We start from the raw sequence: 11,440 nt of genomic DNA on the forward strand, positions 1-11,440 counted from the left end.
CCCCCTATCTGGCCCCAACAGCGCTCGCGGCCGGCCCGCGCGCCCCCCAACTTCCAAGTGCGCTGAAGAACCAAAAGAGTCCAGGTCCCCCCCGGCCCGCGAGGGCCTCACCCCCGGTCGCGGTTGGAGAGGCTTTGGGCGGGAGCCGCGTTGGGGCGAGAGATCGGGGGCCCTTACGCTGGCCAGCGGATCGGGCAGGCTGTGCACCTGCCCGCAAGTGCCCGATCAGGGCCCCCGATCTTAGAGGCTCGCCCCAACGCGGCTGCGTAAAGCCTCGGAAACCGCCCCAGCCAAGCCACCCGCAGGGTCACCTCAGCCGCCCGGCCTCTGCTCGTGGAGCTCGAACCATGTCGTCTTGCCGGGCCCCCGGGGGGCGTAGCCCCACGCGTCGGAGAGGGATTCCATCAGCAGCAGGCCGCGGCCGGAGGAGGCCAGCTCGCCGGGGTGGCGGCGGTGCGGGGGTTCGTCGCTCGGGTCGCTGACCTCGACGCGGAGCAGGCGGTCGCCCGGAGGGCCGCTCAGCTCGGCGACCAGCAGCGCGTCGCCGTCCGTGTGCGTCAGCACGTTCGTCACCACCTCCGACAGCATCAGCACCGCGTCCGAGAGGCGGTCCTTCCGCGACCAGTCGTGCAGCAGCGTCTCCAGCTGCCCGCGCGCGTCCGAGATCCGCGCGGGCTCCGACTGCGCGATCGTCAGCACCACCCGCCGCACCGGCGCGCCGCCCGGCGGCCCCTTGCGGGCGCCCGGCGGGCGGCGCAGCAGCAGGAGCGCGATGTCGTCCAGGTCCCGCTCCTGCCTCGGGACCGTCCTCGACGGCTCCTGCGCGTCGTGCACCGTTCCCATCAGCGTGTCGGCGAGGTCGCCGCCCCCCCCCCCGCCCACCCCCGCCACCGCCTTGCGCAGCCGTGCCCAGCCGGACTCCAGGTCGCGCGTGCAGGTCTCGACCAGCCCGTCCGTGCACATCAGCAGCGTCTCGCCGGGCTGGAGGATCAGGCGCGTCGTCGGGTAGTCCTCCTCGGGGGAGACGCCGAGCGGCAGCCCGCCCTCCGTCGGACGGGTCACCATCGTTCCGTCCTCGAACACCATCTCCGGGTCCAGGTGCCCGGCGCGGGAGATGTCGAGGGCGCCCGAGCGGGGGTCCACCTCCACGTAGAGGCAGGTCGCGAAGCGCGGCTCCTCGGTCCCCTGGTCGAACTCCGAGGTCAGTCCCGCCAGGAAGCGCGAGGCCCGCGAGAGCACCGCGTCCGGGTGGTGGCCCTCCGAGGCGTACGCCCGCAGCGCGATGCGCAGCTGCGCCATGATCGCCGCGGCCCGCACGTCGTGCCCCTGCACGTCGCCGATGACCAGGCCCACCCGCCCCGACGGCAGGGGGATGACGTCGAACCAGTCGCCGCCGACCCGCAGCCCCCCGCCCGTCGGCACGTACCGCGTCGCGATCGCCATCCCGGGCACCTGCGGCGTCGGCCCGGGGCGCATCGTGCGCTGGAGGTCGGCCGTCAGCTCCCGTTCCGTGTCCTGGAGGTAGGCGCGCGACAGCGCCTGCGCCAGCAGCCTGGCGATCGTGGACAGCAGCGACCTGTCCTCGATGGTGAAGCCGACCGGCGAGGCGAACGCCGCCAGCCAGACGCCGATCGTGCGGCCCGCCACCACCAGGGGCAGGAACGCCCAGGAGCTCCGCCTGAACCGCTTCGCCCACGTCCATGCCTCCGGGTAGCGGCTCTCGTACTCCTCGGGCGTCGCGAGGTAGACCGCGCGCCCCGTGCGCAGCACGTCGGTGGCCGGGTAGTGGCGCTCGACCGGCATGGGGAACGGGTCGAACGCGCCCTCCAGGTCGCGGCCCTGGTAGTCGACGAGGCTCAACTCGTCGCCCTCCTGGACGAAGACCGCGATCCCGTCCGGCGTGAACCCCGGCATCGCCAGCGAGTCGGTCACCCGCAGCACGTCCTTGGCCGTGTGCGCCTCGGAGAACGCCTGCCCGGCGTCCAGGACGAACGCCTCGCGCGCGCGGCGCCAGTCCCACTCCATGGAGGCCGGGCGCCCGGGGGTGCCGGGGACCTCCATCACCGTGCCGACCATGCCCGAGGTGATGCCCGCGACGCCGGGCTCGCCCTCCCTGACCGGCCTGATGCGGTTGCGCACGGTCCGCAGCACCCTGCCGTCCTCGCCGATGACCCGCATCCTGGTCTCCGTCACCCGCCCCGCGGCCTCGGCGACCGCGAGCACGCGCTCCGTCTCGATGATGTCCTCGGTGGCGATCCGGGCGCGGAGGGCCGCCTCCGGCAGCGTGACCGCCTCGGCCGGCAGTTCGAACAGCCTGGCCGCGGTGGCGTCCAGGCTGATCCGGCCGTGTGCGCCGTCCCAGGTCCACACGCCCGTCTCGGAGCTGGCCAGCACGTCCTCGGTGCGCATAATGAACGACTTTATGTCGATACGCTCCCCGTCGGCCAGCGGGCTTGGGCCGGGGCGGTGGGGACGGCGGCCGACGGTAGTCTGAAGGGCCTGATCGGACGACACGGACACCCCCCAGACCCAGACCCAGACCCCTTGGATGAGCGATGCATCGGTACCGGTCCCACACCTGCGGCGAACTGCGCTCCGCGGACATCGGCGAGGATGTCCGGCTGTCGGGGTGGCTGCACAATCGCCGGAACCTGGGCGGCATCCTCTTCGTCGACCTCCGCGACCACTACGGGATCACCCAGCTCGTCGTCCGCCCCGACACCCCGGGCGGCGCGGCCGTGGACGAGCGGCTCGGGTCGCTCGCCAAGGAGACCGTGGTCAGGATCGACGGCCGGGTCACGGGCCGCGGCGCGGAGAACGTGAACCCCGAGCTGCCGACCGGCGAGATCGAGATCGAGGTCGCCGAGGCCGAGGTGCTGGGGACCGCCGAGCAGATCCCGTTCACCGTCAACACCGAGGACGGCGTGAACGAGGAGCGGCGCCTGGAGTACCGCTTCCTCGACCTGCGCCGCGAGCGCATGCACCGCAACATCCTGCTGCGCTCGGCCGTCATCTCCTCGATCCGCCGGCGGATGACCGGGCTCGGCTTCACCGAGATGGCCACCCCGATCCTCTCGGCCACCTCGCCCGAGGGCGCGCGCGACTTCCTGGTGCCCTCGCGCCTCCACCCGGGGAACTTCTACGCGTTGCCGCAGGCGCCGCAGCAGTTCAAGCAGCTGCTGATGATCGCGGGCTTCGACCGGTACTTCCAGATCGCGCCCTGCTTCCGCGACGAGGACGCGCGCGCCGACCGTTCGCCCGGCGAGTTCTACCAGCTCGACATGGAGATGAGCTTCGTCGAGCAGGAGGACGTGTTCGGCGTCATCGAGAAGGTGATGACCGACCTGTTCGAGGAGTTCGGCGGTGGACGGCACGTCACCTCGCCGTTCCCGCGCATCCCGTTCCGCGAGGCGATGAGCAGGTACGGCTCGGACAAGCCGGATCTGCGGGCCACGCTGGAGCTGACCGATGTCTCCGACATCTTCGCCGACTCGGGCTTCAAGGCGTTCGCGGGCAAGCACGTGCGCGCGCTCGCCGTCCCCGGCACGGCCGGGCAGTCGCGGCGGTTCTTCGACCAGCTCGGCGAGTTCGCCGTGGAGCAGGGCGCGCAGGGTCTGGCCTGGGTGCGGGTGGGCGAGGAGGGCGCGCTGACCGGGCCGATCGCCAAGTTCCTGACCGAGGCCGACACCGCCGCGCTGCTGGAGCGCCTGGACGCGGGCCCCGGCACGGCGGTCTTCTTCGGCGCCGGCGCCTACGACGAGGTCTCGCGGATCATGGGCGCGGTGCGGGTCGAGGCGGCCAAGCGGACGGGGCACTTCGAGGAGAACGTCTTCCGCTTCTGCTGGATCGTGGACTTCCCGATGTTCGAGCGGGACGAGGAGACGGGCGCGATCGAGTTCTCGCACAACCCGTTCTCCATGCCGCAGGGCGGGATCGAGGCGCTGGAGAGCAAGGACCCGCTGGACGTCCTGGCCTGGCAGTACGACATCGTGTGCAACGGGACCGAGCTCTCCTCCGGCGCCATCAGGAACCACGAGCCGGAGATCATGTACAAGGCGTTCGGCATCGCCGGGTACACCAGGGAGCAGGTGGAGAGCGAATTCGGCGGCATGCTCAGGGCGTTCCGCTTCGGCGCCCCGCCGCACGGCGGGATCGCGCCGGGCATCGACCGGATCGTGATGCTGCTGGCCGACGAGCCGAACATCAGGGAGACCATCGCCTTCCCGCTCAACGGGAACGCGCAGGACGTCATGATGGGCGCCCCCGGCGAGGTCGACGAGGCCAGGCTGAGGGAACTGCACCTCAGTATCCGGAAGAAGTGAGCCGCGCCGGGGCGTGAACGCCGGGGCGTGAACGGGGCGGGGCCGCACCGGCCCCGCCCCGTTCACGCGTGCGCTCCGCTCAGAGGTTGAACTCGCTGGGGGCGATGCCCAGCGTGCCGCAGACCTCGCGGATGACCTGCTGCTCGACCTGCGAGAAGTACCCGTCCGCACCGGCGATCACGATGCCGGTCTGGATGACGGCCCGCGCCTCCGTCGGCTTCTTCTGCACCTTGGCGATCTCCTGCATCACGGCGCCCTTCCCGACGGGGAAGTTGGAGACGAGCTGGTCCACGTGCTTGTTGAAGCGCTGGCGCAGCGAGTCGGCCGGGAAGTTCTGGAGGACGTCGTTGCTGACGATCAGGGATTCGACGCGCTGACGCTCCGCACCGTCCACCGTGCCGTCGGCGGCGGCGACCAGCGCGCACATCGCCATGCTGGCGTCCCTGAAGGCGCCGCTCTTCAACTCGGTCTTCATGGACGACAGCTGGTTCTTGAAGGCGCCCACCAGCTGCGAACCCCCGCTCCCGCCGGAGCCGGAGCGGGAGCCGGGGCCGGCACCCGTGCCGCCCCCCGGGCTCGTGCCGGTCCGTCCCTTGGCGGAGTCCTTGATCCGGTCCCACATGGACATCGGTGTCACTCACCCTCGGTTGGTCGTGATTCAGTGCACACGGTCAACGTATCCGGTCCGGCCCAGGGTTCCGCCCGTTCGCGCGGGGTCAACGGCCGGTGTCGGCCCGGAAGGTGCGCAACCGCAAACTGTTCGCCACGACCGAGACGGAGGAGAACGCCATCGCGGCCCCGGCCAGCATCGGGCTCAGCAGCCCGGCGGCGGCCAGCGGCAGCGCCGCCACGTTGTAGCCGAAGGCCCAGACCAGGTTCCCCTGGATGGTGCGCAGCGTCCTGCGCGAGAGCCTGATGGCGTCCACGGCGGCCCGCAGGTCGCCGTTGACCAGCGTCAGGTCCGCGGCCTCGATGGCCGCGTCCGTGCCCGTTCCCATCGCCAGGCCCAGGTCCGCGGTGGCCAGCGCGGCGGCGTCGTTGACCCCGTCGCCCACCATGGCCACCGTGCGGCCCTCGGCCTGGAGCCGCCGGACGACGGCGACCTTCTCCTCGGGCAGGACCTCGGCGACGACCTCCTCGATGCCCACCTCGTCGGCCACCGCCCGCGCGGCGGCGGCGTTGTCCCCGGTGAGGAGGATCGGCGTCAGGCCCAGGGCGCGCAGCCGCCGCACCGCCTCGCGGCTGGTGGCCTTGACCGCGTCGGCCACCTCCAGGACGGCCCTGGCCTCGCCGTCCCAGGCCACCACCACGGCGGTGCGGCCCCGGGACTCGGACGCCTCCTTCGCCTCGGCGAGCGGCGCGGGCAGCGTCATCGCCCAGTCGGCGAGCAGCCGCTCCCGGCCCACGAGCAGGGCGTGGCCCTCCACGACGCCGGTGACGCCGAGCCCGGGAACGTTGCTGAAGCTCTCGGCGGGCGGCAGGGTGCCCACCCGGTCGGCCGCCGCCCCGGCCACGGCGCGCGCCAGGGGGTGCTCGGAGGCGTGCTCCAGGGCGCCGGCCAGCCGCAGCACGTCGGCCTCGGCCACGCCCGGCGCGGCGGTGACGCGGGTCAGGGTCATGCGGCCCTCGGTGACGGTGCCGGTCTTGTCGAGGACGACGGTGTCGGCCCTGCGGGTGTTCTCCAGGGCCTCGGGGCCCTTGATCAGGATGCCGAGCTGCGCGCCCCTGCCGGTGCCGACCAGCAGCGCGGTGGGCGTGGCCAGGCCGAGGGCGCAGGGGCAGGCGATGATCAGCACGGCGACGGCGGCGGTGAACGCGGCGAGCAGCTCGGCGCCGTTCCCCAGCCAGAAGCCGAGGGTGGCGAGGGAGAGCGCGATGACCACCGGTACGAAGACCGCGGAGACGCGGTCGGCGAGGCGCTGGGCCGCGGCCTTGCCGCTCTGCGCGTCCTCGACCATCCGCGCCATCCGCGCCAGCTGGGTGTCGGCGCCGACGCGGGTGGCCTCCACGACCAGCCGGCCGCCCGCGTTGAGCGTGGCGCCGGTGACCGCGTCGCCCACGGCGACCTCGGTCGGCACGGACTCGCCGGTCAGCAGCGCGGCGTCCACGGCCGAGCTGCCCTCCACGACCACGCCGTCCGTCGCGATCTTCTCGCCGGGCCTGACGACGAAGCGGTCCCCCACCGCGAGGTCGCCCACCGGGACCCGGTGCTCGGCGCCGCCGCGCAGCACCGTCGCCTCCTTGGCGCCCAGGTCGAGCAGGGCGCGCAGCGCCGCTCCGGCCCGCCGCTTGGCGCGGGCCTCGAAGTACCGGCCCGCCAGCAGGAACGCGGTCACCCCGGCGGCGGCCTCCAGGTAGATGGAGCCGCTGCCGTCGGTGCGCTCGATGGAGAGGGAGAACGGGTGCGTCATCCCCGGCTCGCCCGCCTCCCCGAAGAACAGGGCCCAGGCCGACCAGAGCAGCGCGGCCAGGGTGCCGACCGAGATCAGCGTGTCCATGGTGGCGGCCCCGTGCCGGGCGTTGGTCCAGGCGGCGCGGTGGAACTGCCAGCCGCCCCACACCACGGCGGGCGCGGCGAGGGTGAGGGAGAGCCACTGCCAGAAGTCGAACTGCCAGGCGGGCACCATGGCCAGGGCGATCACCGGGGCGGCGAGGGCGGCCGTGACGAGCAGCCGGTGGCGCGGGCCCGCGAGCTCGTCAGGCGCCTGCGCCGGCGCCGCGCCGGGGGCGCCGTCCCGGCGTGCCGCGGGGCCCGGATCGGGGGGCGGCGGTGGCTCGGCCGTGTACCCGGTGGCCTCCACGGTCGCTATCAGGTCGCGGACGGTGACGTCCTCGGCGTGCTCGACCCGGGCCTTCTCGGTGGCGTAGTTGACCGTCGCGGTCACGCCGTCCATCCGGTTGAGCTTCTTCTCGATCCGGGCGGCGCACGAGGCGCAGGTCATCCCGCCGATGGCCAGCTCGGTCCGCGTGGTGGCCCCGGAGGCCGTGGCCGGGGTGGTGCTGCCGGACGTGGTGCTGCCGGAAGTGGTGGCTCTCATGACTGTGCTCCTCGCCGCCCAGGATACCCGAGGGAGGTATCTCGCTCTCTCTGTATACCCCGGCGGGGTAAGCGTCGTCAAATACCCCCTGGGGGTATAGGGCGGGGAGGTGCCGGGCGGCGGTGTGGCGCCGTGCTGCGCGCCTTCTGGAGGAGGGGGACGATCTGCACCAAGCTGCCTCTATGGAAAGCAACCGCCGTAAACTGGCCGTCAACCGCGCCAGCGTCGCCCACAAGATCCGTTACGCGGCGAGGAATCCGCGCCGTGTCGCGCCCCATGCCCGGCGCACCGCCCGCGACGCTTGGCTCTGGCTGAGGCACCCCAGGGACCACGTCGCCTACTACCGCGCGGTGATGGCCTCGGACGCCGCCCGCGACGCCGACCTGGCGGTCGGCAGCGGCAGCAAGAAGCGCTGGCTGGCGCTGGGCCGCATGCAGTTCGACTATCTGCGGGGCCATGGCCTCACGCCCGCGCACCGCATGCTGGACATCGGCTGCGGCAACCTCCGGGCGGGCTGGCGTTTCATCGACTACCTCGACCCGGGGCGTTACTACGGCATCGACATCTCGCCCGACATCCTCATCAGCGCCAAGGAGACGGTGGTGGCCTACGCGTTGCAGCCGAAGCTGCCGCACCTGACGCTGACCCGGAACCTCACGTTCGACTTCCTCCCCGCGGGCCACTTCGACATCGTGCACGCGCACAGCGTCTTCTCGCACTCGCCACCGCAGGTCATCGAGGAGTGCCTGGCCAACGTCGGCCGCGTGCTCGCGCCCGGCGGCTTCTTCGACTTCACCTTCGACCGCACCGAGGGCCGCGAGCACCACGTGCTGCGCGAGGACTTCTACTACCGCACCGAGACGCTGGTCGGCATGGCCGAACGGCAGGGCCTGCGGGCGGAGTTCATGGACGACTGGGAGAGCCTGCCGCACGGCCAGTCCAAGCTGAGGATCAGCGCGGGCGTCGGCTCCATGTGACCTGGTCGGACGCGACGTCGTACAGCGCGGACCGGATGCCCGGCCGCGCGCGCACGGTCACCCGGAGGAAAGCGCCGCCGCAGGGGTAGTTGCTCCGGCGCGGTCAGTCGTCCAGCAGACGCGCACGGCGGCACCGGTGTGCCGCCGCACACACGAGGCGAGGACCGCGAAGACCAGCGCCCGGCCCGGAGGGTGGGCGGGAACGTGAGCCGCCACAGGAACTCCCGTTCCGGGCCCCGGGCCCACGTTGTCGAACGCGAACGGCACCACCCCCGCGGTCCGGACGCCGCTGACGCGCCGCGCCGCGCCGCCGGCGCCCAGCCGCGCCACCAGCGCGAACGGCCTGACGCGCGCCGGGTCGCCGGCCGTCAGCGCCTCGAACGACTGCGCCCCTGCCCCTTGCGTCCCCCCGGTCCACCCGTGCCTCACCACGCGCCGCACGGGTTCGCCAGATCCGATCTCGCGACCGCCGGACGCCATCTCGCGCCCAGGGGGTGAGAGGAGGTCGGAGCCATGGACGAAGAGACCAGGCTGCGGGTCGCGGTGATCATCGGATCCACCCGGCAGGGGCGCGCGGGGGGTGCGGTCGGGGAGTGGTTCGTGGCGCACGCGCGCCGCCGCGGGGACGTGGACGTGGACGTGCTCGATCTCCTCGACTTCGACTTCCCCGCCCGTCTCCCCCACGAACCGACGTCCGCCATGCGCCGGTTCAGCGCGTCGGTCGACCGGGCGGAGGCGTTCGTCGTCGTCACCCCCGAGTACAACCGCAGCTTCCCCGCCTCCCTCAAGCAGGCCATCGACTACGCCTACGACGAGTGGCAGACCAAGCCGGTGGGCTTCGTCTCCTACGGGACCCGCTCCCTCGGCACCTACGCGGTCGAGGCCCTGCGGTCGGTCTTCACCGAGCTGCACACCGTCACCATGCGGGACGGCGTGGGCATCGACCTGCTCTCCGGCGAGGGCCAGGGCTCGGACGCGCACCACCGTGCCGCCACCGCGATGCTCGACGAACTCGCCTGGTGGGGCCTGGCGTTGAGGGAGGCCCGCACCCGGCGACCCTATGTTGCGTAAATATTTTCGAATTCTCGTCGGGAGAGATGAGTTTCGGTGACGCGACCGGTCCACCCCCTGACGAGACACCCGCACACGACACCTGCACGACCCACGACCGCACGACACACACCCCGAGAGAGACAAGGATCGAGATGAGTGAGCGCACCGGCGAGCTGGCGATCGAAACGACAGGGCTCGTCAAAGTCTTCGGCGACAAGCGCGCGGTGGACGGCATCGACCTCCGGGTGCCGGCGGGCACCGTCTACGGCGTGCTCGGACCCAACGGGGCGGGCAAGACCACCGCCGTCAGGGTGCTCGCGACGCTGCTGCGCCCCGACGGCGGCGAGGCCCGCGTCTTCGGGCACGACGTGGTCAAGGAGGCCGACACCGTGCGCGGCCGGGTCTCGCTCACCGGCCAGTACGCCTCCGTCGACGAGGACCTGACCGGCACGGAGAACCTGGTGCTCCTGGCCCGGCTGCTCGGCCACCGCAAGCCCGCCGCCTATGACCGGGCGGCCAGGCTGCTGGAGGCGTTCGGGCTGACCGAGGCCGCGGGCAAGCAGGCGAAGAACTACTCGGGCGGCATGCGGCGCCGCCTGGACATCGCCGCCAGCATCCTCAACACCCCCGACCTCCTCTTCCTGGACGAGCCCACCACCGGGCTCGACCCCCGCAGCAGGAACCAGGTGTGGGACATCGTGCGCGCGGTCGTCGCGCAGGGCACCACGGTCCTGCTGACCACGCAGTACCTGGACGAGGCCGACCAGCTGGCCGGGCGGATCGCGGTGATCGACAACGGCAGGGTGATCGCCGAGGGCACGCCGGGACAGCTGAAGTCCTCGGTCGGCTCCGGCTCGGTCCACGTCCGCCTCCGCGACGCCCATCTGCGGCCGGAGGCGCAGCGGGTGCTCTCCGAGGTCATGAAGACCGCCGTGCAGCTCGACCACGACCCGGTCGCGCTGACCGCGCGGATCATGCCGGAGGGCGGTGCGACGGGCCCGGCCGAGCTGGCCTCCCGCGCCCTGGGCGAGCTCGCGGCCAGGGGCATCACCGTCGACGACTTCTCGCTGGGACAGCCCAGCCTGGACGAGGTCTTCCTCGCCCTCACCGAAAAGACGCAGCAGCAGCCCGCGCGGCAGCAGGAGAAGCAGGAGGCCGTGGCATGAGCACCGCGACGAACACCACCGAGACCCTCGGAGACGGACGGGCCGACGAGGACGACGTCCACGTCCCGGCCACGGAGACCCTGGAGGCGCTGCTCTCCAAGGACGCGCGCCCGCCGCGCCCCAGCGCGCTGTCCGCCTCCCTCACGTTCGGCTGGCGGGCGATGCTGAAGATCAAGCACGTTCCCGAGCAGCTCTTCGACGTCACGGTCTTCCCGATCATGATGACGCTGATGTTCACCTACCTGTTCGGCGGTGCGCTGGCGGGCTCGACCACCGAGTACCTCCAGTTCCTCCTGCCCGGCATCATGGTGATGAGCGTCGTGATGACCACGATGTACACCGGCGTCTCGGTCAACACCGACATCGCGAAGGGCGTCTTCGACCGGTTCAGGACGCTGCCGGTGTGGCGGCCCTCCGCGATGGTCGGGTACCTGTTCGGCGACATGTTCCGCTACACCATGGCCTCGGTCGTGATCCTGGCCGTGGGCCTGATCCTGGGCTACCGGCCCGAGGGCGGGGCGCTCGGCGTGACCGCGGCGATCGTGCTGCTGGTCGCGTTCTCCTTCGCCTTCTCGTGGATCTGGACCATGTTCGGCCTGCTGCTCCGCTCCGAGAAGTCGGTGATGGGCGTCAGCATGCTGGTGCTGTTCCCGATGACGTTCATGTCCAACATCCTGGTCGAGCCCGACACCATGCCCGGCTGGCTCCAGGGGTTCGTGGACGTCAACCCGGTCTCGCGCCTGGTCGAGGCGGCCCGGGGCCTGATGGACGGCAACGCCGACGCGGGCGCGATCGCCTGGGTCCTGGTCGCGGGCGCCGCGCTGATCGCGGTCTTCGGCACCCTGACCATGAGCCTCTACAACAGGAAGTAGGCCCGTGGCCCT

Annotated in this window: 9 protein-coding genes; 5 read left to right on the forward strand and 4 right to left on the reverse strand. The window is 72.2% G+C overall.

Features of this window, described 5'->3' with window-relative positions; translation table 11 throughout:
* Positions 1–312 precede the first annotated feature (312 nt).
* Complete coding sequence (locus ADY01_RS06275; RefSeq protein ID WP_049566955.1) at positions 313–2,409, reverse strand: SpoIIE family protein phosphatase; 2,097 nt, start codon at positions 2,407–2,409, stop codon at positions 313–315.
* Between the two features lie 146 nt (positions 2,410–2,555).
* Here ADY01_RS06275 and aspS point away from each other — a divergent pair, with 146 nt between their 5' ends.
* Positions 2,556–4,322, forward strand: coding sequence for an aspartate--tRNA ligase (aspS, locus tag ADY01_RS06280; RefSeq protein WP_049566957.1), 1,767 nt, complete (start codon positions 2,556–2,558; stop codon positions 4,320–4,322).
* A 79-nt stretch (positions 4,323–4,401) separates the two neighbouring features.
* Here the strand turns inward: aspS and ADY01_RS06285 are convergent, their stop codons facing one another.
* Together ADY01_RS06285 and ADY01_RS06290 are read right to left on the reverse strand one after the other, a co-directional pair.
* Positions 4,402–4,950, reverse strand: coding sequence for a tellurite resistance TerB family protein (locus ADY01_RS06285; RefSeq protein ID WP_049566960.1), 549 nt, complete (start codon positions 4,948–4,950; stop codon positions 4,402–4,404).
* An 88-nt stretch (positions 4,951–5,038) separates the two neighbouring features.
* Positions 5,039–7,264, reverse strand: a complete 2,226-nt coding sequence (locus ADY01_RS06290; protein WP_049567019.1) for a heavy metal translocating P-type ATPase — start codon at positions 7,262–7,264, stop codon at positions 5,039–5,041.
* A 278-nt stretch (positions 7,265–7,542) separates the two neighbouring features.
* On the opposite strand from ADY01_RS06290, the gene ADY01_RS06295 reads away from it, so the two are divergent.
* Positions 7,543–8,337: a class I SAM-dependent methyltransferase gene (locus ADY01_RS06295; protein WP_049566966.1), complete on the forward strand. Its 795-nt coding sequence runs from the start codon at positions 7,543–7,545 to the stop codon at positions 8,335–8,337.
* A gap of 57 nt (positions 8,338–8,394) precedes the next feature.
* Here ADY01_RS06295 and ADY01_RS06300 read toward each other — a convergent pair whose 3' ends face one another.
* Entirely contained in the window at positions 8,395–8,769 is a 375-nt protein-coding gene (locus ADY01_RS06300) for a hypothetical protein (protein WP_049566970.1), read from the reverse strand.
* Positions 8,770–8,850: 81 nt separating this feature from the next.
* Between ADY01_RS06300 and ADY01_RS06305 the strand changes: the two genes are divergently transcribed.
* From ADY01_RS06305 to ADY01_RS06315, 3 genes are all read left to right on the forward strand, one after another.
* Positions 8,851–9,408, forward strand: coding sequence for an NADPH-dependent FMN reductase (locus ADY01_RS06305; RefSeq protein ID WP_049566973.1), 558 nt, complete (start codon positions 8,851–8,853; stop codon positions 9,406–9,408).
* Positions 9,409–9,542: 134 nt separating this feature from the next.
* Entirely contained in the window at positions 9,543–10,556 is a 1,014-nt protein-coding gene (locus ADY01_RS06310) for an ATP-binding cassette domain-containing protein (RefSeq protein WP_049566977.1), read from the forward strand.
* Positions 10,553–11,428 carry an ABC transporter permease gene (locus ADY01_RS06315; RefSeq protein ID WP_049566980.1) on the forward strand — a complete coding sequence of 292 codons (876 nt, stop codon included), beginning with the start codon at positions 10,553–10,555 and terminating at the stop codon, positions 11,426–11,428. The genes ADY01_RS06310 and ADY01_RS06315 overlap by 4 nt, the downstream gene beginning before the upstream one ends.
* Positions 11,429–11,440: the final 12 nt, after the last annotated feature.

The organism is Streptomyces sp. SBT349 (assembly GCF_001083795.1).
Classification (GTDB): Bacteria; Actinomycetota; Actinomycetes; order Streptomycetales; family Streptomycetaceae; genus Streptomyces.

Bases quoted from the DNA above. Each gene is read 5' to 3' on its own strand.
- ADY01_RS06290 (WP_049567019.1), bottom strand. From the start codon at position 7,264: ATGACCTGCGCCTCGTGCGCCGCCCGGATCGAGAAGAAGCTCAACCGG.
- ADY01_RS06275 (WP_049566955.1), bottom strand. From the start codon at position 2,409: ATGCGCACCGAGGACGTGCTGGCCAGCTCCGAGACGGGCGTGTGGACC.
- ADY01_RS06285 (WP_049566960.1), bottom strand. From the start codon at position 4,950: ATGTCCATGTGGGACCGGATCAAGGACTCCGCCAAGGGACGGACCGGC.
- aspS (WP_049566957.1), top strand. From the start codon at position 2,556: ATGCATCGGTACCGGTCCCACACCTGCGGCGAACTGCGCTCCGCGGAC.
- ADY01_RS06315 (WP_049566980.1), top strand. From the start codon at position 10,553: ATGAGCACCGCGACGAACACCACCGAGACCCTCGGAGACGGACGGGCC.
- ADY01_RS06295 (WP_049566966.1), top strand. From the start codon at position 7,543: ATGGAAAGCAACCGCCGTAAACTGGCCGTCAACCGCGCCAGCGTCGCC.
- ADY01_RS06310 (WP_049566977.1), top strand. From the start codon at position 9,543: ATGAGTGAGCGCACCGGCGAGCTGGCGATCGAAACGACAGGGCTCGTC.
- ADY01_RS06305 (WP_049566973.1), top strand. From the start codon at position 8,851: ATGGACGAAGAGACCAGGCTGCGGGTCGCGGTGATCATCGGATCCACC.